This is a genomic window from Streptomyces bambusae (assembly GCF_019400985.1).
Lineage (GTDB): Bacteria > Actinomycetota > Actinomycetes > Streptomycetales > Streptomycetaceae > Streptomyces > Streptomyces bambusae_A.
In genome coordinates, this window is sequence record NZ_WTFF01000043.1 from 1 (window position 1) to 13,569 (window position 13,569).

11 protein-coding genes and 1 pseudogene are annotated in these 13,569 nt (G+C 71.5%); all 12 read right to left on the bottom strand.

Annotated features, from left to right (window positions below):
* Positions 1 to 677: pseudogene (locus tag GPJ59_RS09175) on the bottom strand (primosome assembly protein PriA); the annotation flags it as partial.
* A 180-nt stretch (positions 678 to 857) separates the two neighbouring features.
* On the bottom strand, positions 858 to 2,066 hold the full coding sequence (gene metK / locus GPJ59_RS09180) for a methionine adenosyltransferase (protein ID WP_219665977.1): 1,209 nt from the start codon (positions 2,064 to 2,066) through the stop codon (positions 858 to 860).
* Positions 2,067 to 2,261: 195 nt separating this feature from the next.
* Positions 2,262 to 3,476: a bifunctional phosphopantothenoylcysteine decarboxylase/phosphopantothenate--cysteine ligase CoaBC gene (gene coaBC / locus GPJ59_RS09185; RefSeq protein WP_219665978.1), complete on the bottom strand. Its 1,215-nt coding sequence runs from the start codon at positions 3,474 to 3,476 to the stop codon at positions 2,262 to 2,264.
* A gap of 104 nt (positions 3,477 to 3,580) precedes the next feature.
* Positions 3,581 to 3,853: a DNA-directed RNA polymerase subunit omega gene (gene rpoZ / locus GPJ59_RS09190; RefSeq protein WP_004948662.1), complete on the bottom strand. Its 273-nt coding sequence runs from the start codon at positions 3,851 to 3,853 to the stop codon at positions 3,581 to 3,583.
* 28 nt (positions 3,854 to 3,881) lie between these two features.
* Entirely contained in the window at positions 3,882 to 4,445 is a 564-nt protein-coding gene (gmk, locus tag GPJ59_RS09195) for a guanylate kinase (protein WP_219665979.1), read from the bottom strand.
* 61 nt (positions 4,446 to 4,506) lie between these two features.
* A complete protein-coding gene (locus tag GPJ59_RS09200) occupies positions 4,507 to 4,830 on the bottom strand; it encodes an integration host factor, actinobacterial type (RefSeq protein ID WP_219665980.1) in 324 nt (107 codons plus the stop codon).
* Between the two features lie 292 nt (positions 4,831 to 5,122).
* Positions 5,123 to 5,956 (bottom strand): orotidine-5'-phosphate decarboxylase, encoded by an 834-nt coding sequence (gene pyrF, locus GPJ59_RS09205; RefSeq protein WP_219665981.1) that lies wholly within the window; start codon positions 5,954 to 5,956, stop codon positions 5,123 to 5,125.
* Positions 5,953 to 7,062, bottom strand: a complete 1,110-nt coding sequence (locus GPJ59_RS09210; RefSeq protein ID WP_219666003.1) for a quinone-dependent dihydroorotate dehydrogenase — start codon at positions 7,060 to 7,062, stop codon at positions 5,953 to 5,955. The genes pyrF and GPJ59_RS09210 overlap by 4 nt, the downstream gene beginning before the upstream one ends.
* Before the next feature lie 203 nt (positions 7,063 to 7,265).
* Positions 7,266 to 10,574 carry a carbamoyl-phosphate synthase large subunit gene (gene carB, locus GPJ59_RS09215; RefSeq protein WP_219665982.1) on the bottom strand — a complete coding sequence of 1,103 codons (3,309 nt, stop codon included), beginning with the start codon at positions 10,572 to 10,574 and terminating at the stop codon, positions 7,266 to 7,268.
* The gene (gene carA / locus GPJ59_RS09220) at positions 10,567 to 11,706 is read right to left on the bottom strand and encodes a glutamine-hydrolyzing carbamoyl-phosphate synthase small subunit (RefSeq protein WP_219665983.1); all 1,140 of its coding nucleotides are present in this window, start codon (positions 11,704 to 11,706) and stop codon (positions 10,567 to 10,569) included. Before carA ends, carB begins: the two co-directional genes overlap by 8 nt.
* Positions 11,703 to 12,284 (bottom strand): PH-like domain-containing protein, encoded by a 582-nt coding sequence (locus GPJ59_RS09225; protein ID WP_219665984.1) that lies wholly within the window; start codon positions 12,282 to 12,284, stop codon positions 11,703 to 11,705. Before GPJ59_RS09225 ends, carA begins: the two co-directional genes overlap by 4 nt.
* Positions 12,281 to 13,567: a dihydroorotase gene (locus GPJ59_RS09230; protein ID WP_219665985.1), complete on the bottom strand. Its 1,287-nt coding sequence runs from the start codon at positions 13,565 to 13,567 to the stop codon at positions 12,281 to 12,283. The genes GPJ59_RS09225 and GPJ59_RS09230 overlap by 4 nt, the downstream gene beginning before the upstream one ends.
* Positions 13,568 to 13,569: the final 2 nt, after the last annotated feature.

Consider the following 13,569-nt stretch of genomic DNA (forward strand, 5'->3'; position numbering starts at 1 on the left):
GTCGCGTGGGCTCGGGGATGTGTAGAAGAGACAGGGTCGGAGCCGGAGGCCAGGGCGCGCAGGAAGGCGGGCCCGGCCGGATAGCGGCTCCAGCCGCCCGGCTCGGGGGCGGCGGGGGGCGGCAGCGGCTCGGGCGAGGGTTTGGCCTCGGCGCGGGCGTTGCGCGGGGGCAGGGCGAGCTGGAGCACGTCGGCCAGGCTGCCGGCGTACCGGTCGGCGACGGCCCGGGCGAGGGTGAGCATCCGGGGGGTGAGGACGACCTCGGGCGAGACGACGTGGGCGAGGGCGGCCAGCGGGCCGGTGTAGTCCGTGTCGGCACGGCGCTCGACGACGAAGCCGTCGATCAGCCCGCCGCCCTCGCGGCGGCCGCCGTGCACGTGGTGGGTGCCGGCGCCGAAGCGGACGCGGACGCGTACGCCGGGCTGGGCGGCCTCGGAGAGCTCCTCGGGGACGGCGTAGTCCCAGAGCTGGTCGAGGTGGAGCACGCCCTTGTTGACGAGGATCCGGGCGACCGGCAGCTCCTTGGCGAGGGCGGCGCCGCGCCAGGTGCGCGGTTTGGCCTTGGGCGCCTTCTGCTTGGCCTCGGCGACCAGGTCGCGGATGAGCGCGAGCTGTTCCACCGGGTCGCCGGGACGTCCGTCCGCGACCGGGTGCTCGGGTTCGTTCGCGCTGCTCACAGCTGCATTCTTACCAAACGGCACCGACAGCGGGCCGGGTGGCGGGAGGGGCCGGTCTCCTCCGCGGCAGGGCCCTCGCCCCGCGCACCCCCCGGCCGGGAGAAACGGCGCGGCCCCGGACCGGTGTGGGCCGGTCCGGGGCCGTCAGGCCGTGCTGCGTGCCTACGTGCGCCTACGTGCCTACAGGCCGGCGGCGGCGCGCAGGGCGTCGACGCGGTCGGTGCGCTCCCAGGTGAAGTCCGGCAGCTCACGGCCGAAGTGGCCGTAGGCGGCGGTCTGGGAGTAGATCGGGCGCAGCAGGTCGAGGTCGCGGATGATCGCGGCCGGGCGGAGGTCGAAGACCTCGCCGATGGCGTGCTCGATCACGGCGGTGTCCACCTTGGCGGTGCCGAAGGTCTCCACGAACAGGCCCACCGGCTCGGCCTTGCCGATGGCGTAGGCGACCTGGACCTCGCAGCGGCCGGCGAGACCGGCGGCGACGACGTTCTTGGCGACCCAGCGCATGGCGTACGCGGCCGAGCGGTCCACCTTCGACGGGTCCTTGCCGGAGAAGGCGCCGCCGCCGTGGCGGGCCATGCCGCCGTACGTGTCGATGATGATCTTGCGGCCGGTCAGGCCGGCGTCGCCCATCGGGCCGCCGATCTCGAAGCGGCCGGTGGGGTTCACGAGGAGCCGGTAGCCCTCGGTGTCCAGCTTGATGCCGTCCTCGACGAGCTGCTTGAGGACGTGCTCGACGACGAACTCGCGGATGTCGGGCGCGAGCAGCGAGTCCAGGTCGATGTCGGAGGCGTGCTGCGAGGAGACGACGACCGTGTCGAGGCGGACCGGCTTGTCGCCGTCGTACTCGATGGTGACCTGGGTCTTGCCGTCGGGGCGCAGGTACGGGATGGTCCCGTTCTTGCGGACCTCGGTCAGCCGCCGCGAGAGGCGGTGGGCCAGCTCGATCGGGAGCGGCATGAAGTTCGGCGTCTCGTCGGTGGCGTAGCCGAACATCAGGCCCTGGTCGCCGGCACCCTGGCGGTCGAGCTCGTCCTCGTCACCCTCGACCCGGCTCTCGTAGGCCGTGTCGACACCCTGGGCGATGTCGGGCGACTGCGCGCCGATGGACGTCGAGACGCCGCAGGAGGCGCCGTCGAAGCCCTTCTTCGAGGAGTCGTAGCCGATCTCCAGGATCTTCTCGCGCACGAGCTGCGCGATCGGCGCGTACGCCTTCGTCGTCACCTCGCCCGCGATGTGCACGAGACCGGTGGTGATGAGGGTCTCCACGGCGACGCGGGACGTCGGGTCCTCACGCAGGAGGGCGTCGAGGATCGTGTCGCTGATCTGGTCGGCGATCTTGTCGGGGTGGCCCTCGGTGACGGACTCCGAGGTGAACAGGCGGCGGGACACATCGCTCCCTGGGGTTGCAGCGGCTGCTGGCTGATCGTTTGGCGGAACAGTACCGGGGGCTGCGCCCGGCCATGTCCCGGATGCAGTTTATCGGTCACCACCGGCCGCAGGACCACCCGTCTCGCGTTGTGGGAGCCTTGTGACCTGCGGCACTCCATTCTGGCCCACGGACCGTCCGGCGGAAAGGGGCCCGTTTCAGGCGCGTCGCTGCGTGAGCCGGGAAGTGACCTGGTCCCAGATGACGTCGGCGAGGGCTTCCTTGGGGCCGTAAGGCACGGCCGTCTCGCCGCCGTCGGAGGCCAGGATCACCGCCTCGTTCTCCTCCGAACCGAAGGTCTTCTGTTCGCCGACCTCGTTGACCACCAGCAGGTCGCAGCCCTTGCGGCGGAGCTTGGCCCGGCCGTTGGCGAGCACGTCGTCGGTCTCGGCCGCGAAGCCGACCACGACCTGCCCCTCGCGCGGCCGGTCGGCCGAGATCTCGGCGAGGACGTCCGGATTCCGCACGAGGACGACGGGCGCGGGCTCCTGCCCGTCCTGCTTCTTGATCTTCCCCGAGGCGTACGCGGCGGGCCGGAAGTCCGCCACCGCGGCCGCCATGACCACGGCGTCGGCGTCCGTGGCCGACTTCAGCACCGCCTCCCGCAGCTGGACGGCCGTGCCCACCCGGACCACGTCGACCCCGGCCGGGTCGGGCAGCGCGGTGTTGGCCGCGATCAGGGTGACCCGGGCGCCGCGCGCGGCGGCGGTACGGGCGAGGGCGTAGCCCTGCTTGCCGGAGGAGCGGTTGCCGAGGAAGCGGACCGGGTCCAGCGGCTCCCTCGTGCCGCCCGCGCTGATGACCACGTGCCGGCCGGCCAGGTCGGGCGCGGCCGTGCCGCGGGCCAGCACGCTGCGGCAGACCTCGTAGATCTCCTCGGGGTCGGGCAGCCGGCCCTTGCCGGTGTCCTTGCCGGTCAGCCGTCCGACGGCGGGCTCGATGACGACGGCGCCGCGGCGGCGCAGCGTCGCGACGTTCTCCTGGGTGGCCGGGTGCTCCCACATCTCGGTGTGCATGGCGGGCGCGAAGACCACCGGGCAGCGGGCCGTGAGCAGGGTGTTCGTCAGCAGGTCGTCGGCGAGCCCGTGGGCGGCCTTGGCGAGCAGGTCGGCGGTCGCCGGGGCGACCACGACGAGGTCGGCGCCCTGGCCGATGCGGACGTGCGGGACCTCGTGGACGGACTCCCAGACCTCGGTGGAGGCGGGGTTGCCGGACAGCGCGGCCCAGGTGGCCTCGCCGACGAAGTGCAGGGCCGAGGCGGTCGGCACCACGCGCACGTGGTGTCCGGACTCGGTCAGCCGGCGCAGCAGCTCGCACGCCTTGTACGCGGCGATGCCGCCGCTGACCCCCAGCACGACCTTCGGCTTGTCCACTGCGTCTCCCGCTCGTCGGTTGTCGTCTTCTCCATGACACACCACATGACACACCACAGGCCCGGCAGCCGTGCTGCCGGGCCTGTGGTGAAGGGTGTCGCGCCTTACTGGGCCGGGGCCTCGATGGCCTCGGAGGTCAGCAGACCCGCGTTGATCTCGCGCAGGGCGATCGACAGCGGCTTCTCGTGGACGTGGGTGTCCACCAGGGGGCCGACGTACTCCAGCAGGCCCTCACCGAGCTGCGAGTAGTACGCGTTGATCTGACGCGCGCGCTTGGCCGCGTAGATCACGAGGCTGTACTTCGAGTCCGTGGCCTCGAGCAGCTCGTCGATCGGCGGGTTGATGATGCCCTCGGGCGCGGTGATGGAAGAGGACACGCTCTACCTTCCGAAGATGGATAAAAGATCAGACAACTGCCATCAAGGCTAGCAGCTCGCGCGCTACGTCCTCGACGGAGGTGTTGACCAGGGTCGTGTCGAACTCGGCCTCGGCGGCGAGCTCGATCCGGGCGGCGGCGAGCCGGCGTTCGATGACCTCCGGCGACTCGGTGCCGCGGCCGGTGAGCCGGCGGACCAGCTCCTCCCAGCTCGGCGGGGCCAGGAAGACCAGCTGTGCCTCCGGCATGGACTCGCGGACGAGCCGCGCGCCCTGCAGGTCGATCTCCAGCAGCACGGGTTCACCCCGGTCCAGCCGCTCGACCACCGCCGCCCGCGGGGTGCCGTAGCGGTTGCCGGCGAACTCGGCCCACTCGAGCAGCTCGCCGTTGGCGACCAGCTTGTCGAACTCCTCGTCGGTCACGAAGAAGTAGTGGACACCGTTGCGCTCGCCGGGTCGCGGCTTGCGGGTGGTGGCCGACACCGAGAGCCATACCTCGGGGTGGACCTTGCGCATATGCGCGACGACCGTGCTCTTCCCGACCCCTGAGGGGCCGGAGAGCACGGTCAGCCGCGGACGTACCTCTGCTGCCATGGAGCGATTATCCAGGTTCCAGGCACTGCCTGAGAACGCCGGGAGAACTTCCGGCGACGCCTCAGACGGCCTTGCCGCCGAACTCTCGCTCCAGGGAAGCGATCTGGTTGGAGCCGAGACCTCGGACACGCCGGGACTCGGAGATGCCGAGGCGCTCCATGATCTGCTTGGCGCGCACCTTGCCGACGCCGGGCAGGGACTCCAGCAGGGCGGACACCTTCATCTTGCCGATGACGTCGTCCTCCTGGCCCTGCTTGATGACCTCGTGGAGGGAGGCGCCGGAGTGCTTGAGTCGATTCTTCACCTCGGCCCGCGCCCGGCGAGCCGCGGCGGCCTTCTCGAGCGCGGCTGCGCGCTGTTCGGGGGTAAGGGGCGGAAGAGCCACGCCTACGTCACCTCGGATGTCGAACTGTCGGATACGGAACCGGTGGTGCCCCGCGTGGTGCCCCACCAGGCGAGCGCGCAAACAGCTGCTGTACAGCGGTTCTGCTCGTTCGCTCTGCCTCGGAGACTAGCGGCCAAGGCCGCTCCAGTCAGCGAGAACGAACGAAAAGTCCTGGTCAGCCTCCACTGAACCGTACATCACGGACAAACCGACCGGGATTTTGGCCGGTCTGGACCCCTCGGCGACCTCCCGGCGACGCCTCGCCGGCCCCTCGGCAACGCCTCGGCGCCGGTCAGCCCGCGACCGCGGCCCGGATTTCCTCGGCGAACGCGGCCGCCGCCGAGCGCAGCGCCGAGGTGTCCGGGCCGTGCTGGAGCACTCCGCGCGAGACGTTCGGCACCACGTTGCGGACCGCCGCGCCGAAGACGGCCGGCAGATCGGCGGGGGTCGCGCCCTGCGCGCCGATGCCCGGAGCCAGCAGCGGACCGTTGATGTCCAGGTCGAAGGAGGACAGGTCGCCCAGGGTCGCGCCGACCACCGCGCCGAACGAGCCCATCGGGGTCGCGCCCGCGTTCTCCTCGGCGAGGTGCGCCAGCATCGTCGCGCCGATGGTCCGGCCGTCCTCGCGTACGGCCCGCTGGACCTCGGCGCCCTCCGGGTTGGAGGTCAGGGCGAGCACGAACAGGCCGGCCCCGGATTCCCGGGCCAGGTCGACGGCCGGGCGCAGGGAGCCGTAGCCGAGGTAGGGGGAGACGGTCAGGGCGTCGGAGAACAGCGGCGAGTCCTTGCGCAGGAAGGTCTCCGCGTAGGCCGCCATGGTGGAGCCGATGTCGCCGCGCTTGGCGTCCATCAGCACGAGGGTGCCCGCGGCGCGGGCGTCGGCGACGGTCCGCTCCAGCACGGCGATGCCGCGGGAGCCGAAGCGCTCGAAGAAGGCTGCCTGCGGCTTGAAGACGGCGACCTGGTCGGCCAGGGCCTCCACGACCGTGCGCGAGAAGCGCTCCAGGCCGGCGACGTCGTCGCCCAGGCCCCAGCGCCCCAGCAGGGCCGCGTGCGGGTCGATGCCGACGCAGAGGGGGCCGCGCTCGTCCATGGCGGCGCGCAGGCGGGTACCGAAGTCTGTCATCGGCGGACCTTCCGGGTCTCGGCGCCGACCGCTTCGGCCAGCGTGGCGTAGGGGCTGGCGGCCAGGCGGGCGGCCAGGCCCTTGTGGATGGCGCGGGCGTAGAACGGGCCCTCGTAGATGAAGGCGCTGTAGCCCTGGACCAGCGTGGCGCCGGCCAGGATGCGCTGCCAGGCGTCCTCGGCGTTCTCGATGCCGCCGACGCCGATCAGCACCAGGCGGTCGCCGACGCGGGCGTAGAGCCTGCGCAGGACCTCCAGGGAGCGTGCCTTGACCGGGGCGCCGGACAGCCCGCCGGTCTCCTTGACGAGCTCGGGGGCCGACTTCAGGCCGAGGCCCTCGCGGGCGATGGTGGTGTTGGTGGCGATGATGCCGTCCAGGCCCAGCTCCAGGGCGAGGTCGGCGACCGCGTCGACGTCCTCGTCGGCCAGGTCGGGGGCGATCTTGACCAGGAGGGGTACGCGGCGGTCGGTGACCGTGCGGTCGGCGGCCTCGCGCACGGCGGTCAGCAGCGGGCGCAGCGACTCGGTGGCCTGGAGGTTGCGCAGACCCGGGGTGTTCGGGGAGGAGACGTTGACGACCAGGTAGTCGGCGTGCCGGGCCAGGCGCTCGGTGGAGAGCACGTAGTCGGCCGCGGCGTCGGCCTCGGGCACGACCTTGGTCTTGCCGATGTTGACGCCGACGACCGTCCTGAAGACGGGCGTACGGGCCGCCAGGCGGGCCGCCACGGCCTCGGAGCCCTCGTTGTTGAAGCCCATGCGGTTGATCAGCGCCCGGTCCGGCACGAGGCGGAACAGCCGCTTCTTGGGGTTGCCGGGCTGGGCCTGGCCGGTGACGGTGCCGATCTCGACGTGGTCGAAGCCGAGCATGGCCATGCCGTCGATGGCGACCGCGTTCTTGTCGAAGCCGGCGGCGAGGCCGAAGGGGCCGTGCATGCGCAGGCCCAGGGCCTCGGTGCGCAGCTCCTTGAACCGCGGGGCGAGGACCGCGGAGACGAAGGTGCGCAGCACGGGGGTGCGGGCGGCCAGCCGGATCCACCGGAAGGCCAGGTGGTGGGCCTGCTCGGGGTCCATCCGCTTGAAGACCAGGTTGAAGAACAGCTTGTACATCGTCCGATACATCCCTTGTGCGGTCGGGCTGTGGTCACGAAGAGGGGGACACCGCTGGTGGCCGGTGTCCCCCTTCTCCGCACGGGCTCCTCAGTGGGACCGGCGAAGTCCGGTGCGGTCCCGCGCCCCGTCAGGGGCGCGGGGAACTGCGCGACCGGCCCCAGACGGCCCGCAGCCTCGATACCGCACGTCCCGCGGAGCGCTCAGTCGCGGGCCGCGGTCAGGTGGTCCGCGTGCTCCTGGAGCGAGCGCACGCCCACGTCGCCCCGGTTGAGTGCGTCGACGCCCTGGACGGCGGCGGCGAGCGCCTGGACCGTGGTCAGGCACGGGACGCTGCGGGCCACGGCCGCGGTGCGGATGTCGTAGCCGTCGAGGCGGCCGCCGGTGCCGTACGGGGTGTTGACGATCAGGTCGACCTGGCCGTCGTGGATCAGCTGGACGATGGTCTTCTCTCCGTTCGGGCCCTCGCCCTCGGACTGCTTGCGCACCACGGTGGCGTTGATGCCGTTGCGGCGCAGCACCTCGGCGGTGCCGGAGGTGGCCAGCAGCTCGAAGCCGTGGGCGACCAGCTCGCGCGCCGGGAAGATCATCGAGCGCTTGTCGCGGTTGGCGACGGAGATGAACGCGCGGCCCTTGGTCGGCAGCGGGCCGTAGGCGCCGGCCTGCGACTTGGCGTACGCCGTGCCGAAGACCGAGTCGATGCCCATGACCTCGCCGGTGGAGCGCATCTCCGGGCCGAGGACGGTGTCCACGCCGCGGCCCTGGATGTCGCGGAAGCGCGACCACGGCATGACCGCCTCCTTGACGGAGATCGGCGCGTCCAGCGGCAGGGTGCCGCCGTCGCCGGTCTTCGGCAGCAGGCCCTCGGCGCGCAGCTCGGCGATGGTGGCGCCGAGCGAGATGCGGGCGGCGGCCTTCGCGAGCGGGACGGCGGTGGCCTTGGAGGTGAAGGGCACAGTCCGGGAGGCGCGCGGGTTGGCCTCCAGGACGTAGAGGATGTCGCCGGCCATCGCGAACTGGATGTTGATCAGGCCGCGGACGCCGACGCCCTTGGCGATGGCCTCGGTGGAGGCGCGCAGCCGCTTGATGTCGAAGCCGCCGAGGGTGATCGGGGGCAGGGCGCAGGCCGAGTCGCCGGAGTGGATGCCGGCCTCCTCGATGTGCTCCATGACGCCGCCGAGGTAGAGCTCGGTGCCGTCGTAGAGGGCGTCGACGTCGATCTCGATCGCGTCGTCGAGGAAGCGGTCGACGAGCACCGGGCGGGTCGGGGAGATCTCGGTGGACTCGGCGATGTACGCCTCCAGGCGCGCCTCGTCGTAGACGATCTCCATGCCGCGGCCGCCGAGCACGTACGACGGGCGGACCAGGACCGGGTAGCCGATCTCGTCGGCGATGGCCTTGGCGCCCGCGAACGTGGTGGCGGTGCCGTGCTTGGGGGCGGGCAGGCCGGCCTCCTGGAGCACGCGGCCGAAGGCGCCCCGGTCCTCGGCGGCGTGGATGGCCTCCGGGGAGGTGCCGACGACCGGCACGCCGTTGTCCTTGAGGGCCTGGGCCAGGCCCAGCGGGGTCTGGCCGCCGAGCTGGACGACGACGCCCGCGATCGGGCCGGCGAGGGACTCGGCGTGGACGATCTCCAGCACGTCTTCGAGGGTGAGCGGCTCGAAGTACAGGCGGTCGGAGGTGTCGTAGTCCGTCGAGACGGTCTCGGGGTTGCAGTTGACCATCACGGTCTCGTAGCCGGCGTCGCTCAGGGCGAAGGAGGCGTGGACGCAGGAGTAGTCGAACTCGATGCCCTGGCCGATGCGGTTCGGGCCGGAGCCCAGGATGATCACCGCGGGCTTGGTGCGCGGCGCGACCTCGGACTCCTCGTCGTAGGACGAGTAGAAGTACGGGGTGTTGGCGGCGAACTCGGCGGCGCAGGTGTCGACCGTCTTGTAGACCGGGCGGACGCCGAGGGCGTGCCGGACCTCGCGGACGACGTCCTCGCGCAGGCCGCGGATCTCGGCGATCTGGGCGTCGGAGAAGCCGTGCCGCTTGGCCTCGGCGAGCAGCTCGGGGCCGAGCCTCTCGGCGGCGGCGACCTCGTCGGCGATCTCCTTGATCAGGAAGAGCTGGTCGACGAACCACGGGTCGATCCGGGTGGCCTCGAACACCTCCTCCTGGGTGGCGCCGGCGCGGATGGCCTGCATGACGGTGTTGATGCGGCCGTCGGTCGGGCGGACCGCCGTGCGCAGCAGCTCGTCCTTGTCGCCCGGGTCACCGGTGAAGGCGAACTGGCTGCCCTTCTTCTCCAGGGAGCGCAGGGCCTTCTGGAGGGCCTCGGTGAAGTTGCGGCCGATGGCCATGGCCTCGCCCACCGACTTCATGGTGGTGGTGAGGGTGGAGTCGGCGAGCGGGAACTTCTCGAAGGCGAAGCGGGGGGCCTTGACGACGACGTAGTCGAGGGTCGGCTCGAAGGAGGCCGGCGTCTTCTCGGTGATGTCGTTGGGGACCTCGTCCAGCGTGTAGCCGATGGCCAGCTTGGCGGCGATCTTGGCGATCGGGAAGCCGGTGGCCTTGGAGGCGAGCGCGGAGGACCGGGAGACGCGCGGGTTCATCTCGATGACGATGATCCGGCCGTCGTCCGGGTTGACGGCGAACTGGATGTTGCAGCCGCCGGTGTCGACGCCGACCTCGCGGATGATCGCGATGCCGATGTCGCGCAGCCGCTGGTACTCGCGGTCGGTCAGCGTCATCGCCGGGGCGACGGTGATCGAGTCGCCGGTGTGCACGCCCATCGGGTCGAAGTTCTCGATGGAGCAGACGACCACGACGTTGTCGTGCTTGTCGCGCATCAGCTCCAGCTCGTACTCCTTCCAGCCGAGGATGGACTCCTCCAGGAGCACCTCGGTGGTCGGGGAGAGCGTGAGGCCCTGGCCGGCGATGCGGCGCAGCTCGTCCTCGTCGTGGGCGAAGCCGGAGCCGGCGCCGCCCATGGTGAAGGAGGGGCGCACGACGACGGGGTAGCCGCCGAGGGTGTCCACGCCGGCGAGGACCTCGTCCATGGTGTGGCAGATGACCGAGCGGGCGGACTCGCCGTGGCCGGTCTTCTCGCGGACCCGCTCGACGACGTCCTTGAAGAGGTCGCGGTCCTCGCCCTTGTGGATCGCCTCCACGTTGGCGCCGATCAGCTCGACGTTGTACTTCTCCAGCACGCCCTGCTCGTGCATGGAGATGGCGGTGTTCAGGGCGGTCTGGCCGCCGAGGGTGGGCAGGAGGGCGTCCGGGCGCTCCTTGGCGATGATCTTCTCGACGAACTCGGGGGTGATCGGCTCGACGTACGTGGCGTCGGCGATCTCCGGGTCGGTCATGATCGTCGCGGGGTTGGAGTTCACCAGGACGACCCGCAGGCCCTCGGCCTTGAGGATGCGGCAGGCCTGGGTCCCGGAGTAGTCGAACTCGGCGGCCTGGCCGATGACGATCGGGCCGGAGCCGATGACCAGGACGGACTGGATATCGGTGCGCTTAGGCACGCTGGCCCTCCATCAGAGATACGAAGCGGTCGAACAGGTACGCGGCGTCGTGCGGGCCCGCGGCCGCCTCGGGGTGGTACTGGACGCTGAAGGCCGGCTGGTCGAGCAGCTGGAGGCCCTCCACCACGTTGTCGTTCAGGCAGACGTGGGAGACCTCGGCGCGGCCGTAGGGGGTCTCGGACACCTTGTCGAGGGGCGCGTCGACGGCGAAGCCGTGGTTGTGCGCGGTGACCTCGACCTTGCCGGTCGTACGGTCCTGGACCGGCTGGTTGATGCCGCGGTGGCCGTACTTCAGCTTGTAGGTGCCGAAGCCGAGGGCGCGGCCGAGGATCTGGTTGCCGAAGCAGATGCCGAAGAGCGGGGTCCTGCGCTCCAGGACGCCCTGCATGACGGAGACGGCGTGGTCGGCGGTGGCCGGGTCGCCGGGGCCGTTGGAGAAGAACACGCCGTCCGGCTGCACGGCGTAGATGTCGTCGACGGTGGCGCCGGCGGGCAGCACGTGCACCTCGATGCCGCGCTCGGCCATCCGGTGCGGGGTCATGCCCTTGATGCCGAGGTCGACGGCGGCGACGGTGAACTTCTTCTCACCGATCGCGGGGACGACGTACGCCTCCTTGGTGGCGACCTCGGCGGAGAGGTTCGCGCCCTTCATCTCGGGCTGCTGGCGGACCTCGGCGAGCAGGGTGCCGTCGTCGGGCAGGGCGCTGCCGGAGAAGATGCCGACGCGCATGGCGCCGCGCTCGCGCAGGTGGCGGGTCAGGGCGCGGGTGTCGATGCCCTGGATGCCGACGATGCCCTGGTGGCGCAGCTCCTCGTCGAGGGAGCGCTTGGCGCGCCAGTTGGACGGGACGCGGGCGGGGTCGCGTACGACGTAGCCGGCCACCCAGATGCGCGAGGACTCGGGGTCCTCGTCGTTGACGCCGGTGTTGCCCACGTGCGGCGCGGTCATCACGACGACCTGGCGGTGGTACGACGGGTCGGTGAGGGTCTCCTGGTAGCCGGTCATGCCGGTGGAGAACACGGCCTCGCCGAAGGTCTCCCCCACGGCACCGTAGGCGCGGCCGCGGAAGACGCGACCGTCCTCCAGGACGAGTACGGCGGGAGCTTTCGCTCCCCTGGTGGAGGTCGTCATCGTTCGGCGCCTTCCGTCGTGATGGATTGGTTCATGGAGTTGATCGCCTCGACCCAGGCGGCGTGCTCGGCCGCGCGGTCGGAGCGGAATCCGGAGTCGATCAGCTTGCCGCCGTGCGCCCAGGTGACGACGAGCAGACCGCCCTCGGTGAGTACCTTGCCCGCGATTCCCTTGTCGAGGCGGGCGCCGCGCAGCTGCTCGGCCGGTACGAAGAAATCGGTTGCCCCCGGACGGACCACGTCCAGGCCCGCGTCGGTGAGCGTCAGCTCGACCCGGCTGCGCACGCCCAGGCCGTGGGCGACGATCCGGTCGAGCCACTGGCCGGCGGTGGTGGACCCGTGGTACCGGCCGGTCAGCGCCAGCCTGTGCGCGGGCAGGCCGCCGGGGGCGGCGGGCAGCTCCGGCAGATCGTTCTGCAGGGTGCCGCGCCATTTCCAGCCTTGCCGCATCAGCCAGTAGACGAAGGCGACGAAGACGAGCAGACCGATCACCCAGGCGATGCGGGCACCCCAGTCCGTCACCTCCGCCGACCGTCGCTCCGCGGCCTCGGCGGCCAGTTGGATCACTGCAGGTGTCACGCGAGTTTCCCGTCCACGACCGTTGCCCGGCCCCGCAGGAAGGTGTGAGTGACGCGTCCGGGCAGCTCGCGGCCCTCGTAGGGCGTGTTGCGGCTGCGGGAGGCGAAGTGTGCGGGGTCCACGACACCACGGTACGAGGTGTCGACCAGCACGAGGTTCGCGGGTTCACCTGCCGAGACGGGGCGTCCGTGGTGGGAGAGGCCGCCGATCCGGGCCGGGGCGAAGGACATGCGCTCGGCGACGCCCGCCCAGTCCAGCAGCCCGGTCTCGACCATCGTCTGCTGGACGACGGCCAGCGCGGTCTCCAGGCCCACCATGCCCATGGCGGCCGCGGCCCACTCGCAGTCCTTGTCCTCGTGCGGGTGCGGGGCGTGGTCGGTGGCGACGATGTCGATCGTGCCGTCGGCGAGCGCCTCGCGCAGGGCCAGCACGTCGGCCTCGGTGCGCAGCGGCGGGTTGACCTTGTAGACCGGGTTGTAGGTGCGCACCAGCTCGTCGGTCAGCAGCAGGTGGTGCGGGGTGACCTCGGCGGTGACGTCGATGCCGCGGGACTTGGCCCAGCGGACGATCTCGACGCTGCCGGCGGTGGACAGGTGGCAGATGTGGACGCGGGAGCCGACGTGCTCGGCGAGGAGGACGTCGCGGGCGATGACCGACTCCTCGGCGACGGCCGGCCAGCCGCCCAGGCCCAGCTCGGCGGAGACGATGCCCTCGTTCATCTGGGCGCCCTCGGTCAGCCGCGGCTCCTGGGCGTGCTGGGCGATGACGCCGCCGAAGGCCTTCACGTACTCCAGGGCGCGGCGCATGATCACGGCGTCGTCGACGCACTTGCCGTCGTCGGAGAAGACGGTGACGCGGGCGGCGGAGTCGTGCATGGCGCCCAGCTCGGAGAGCTTCTTGCCCTCCAGGCCGACGGTGACGGCGCCGATGGGCTGCACGTCGCAGTAGCCGTGCTCCTGGCCGAGCCGGTAGACCTGCTCCACGACGCCGGCGGTGTCGGCGACGGGGAAGGTGTTCGCCATGGCGAAGACCGCGGTGTAGCCGCCGGAAGCGGCGGCGCGGGTACCGGTCAGGACGGTCTCGGAGTCCTCGCGGCCGGGCTCGCGCAGGTGGGTGTGCAGGTCGACCAGGCCCGGGAGGAGGATCCGGCCCTCGGCCTCGATCACCTGGGCGCCCTCGGCCGGCAGGCCGGCGCCTACGGCGGCGATCTTCTCGCCCTCGATCAGGACGTCCTGCGGCTCGCCGCCCAGTACCTTCGCGCCACGGATCAGGATCTTCGACATGC

Excerpts from the sequence above, each read along its gene's own strand:
- GPJ59_RS09210 (WP_219666003.1), bottom strand. The coding sequence starts at position 7,062 with ATGTACAAGCTGTTCTTCAACCTGGTCTTCAAGCGGATGGACCCCGAG.
- GPJ59_RS09230 (WP_219665985.1), bottom strand. The coding sequence starts at position 13,567 with ATGTCGAAGATCCTGATCCGTGGCGCGAAGGTACTGGGCGGCGAGCCG.
- gmk (WP_219665979.1), bottom strand. The coding sequence starts at position 4,445 with ATGGCAGCAGAGGTACGTCCGCGGCTGACCGTGCTCTCCGGCCCCTCA.
- carA (WP_219665983.1), bottom strand. The coding sequence starts at position 11,706 with ATGACGACCTCCACCAGGGGAGCGAAAGCTCCCGCCGTACTCGTCCTG.
- pyrF (WP_219665981.1), bottom strand. The coding sequence starts at position 5,956 with ATGACAGACTTCGGTACCCGCCTGCGCGCCGCCATGGACGAGCGCGGC.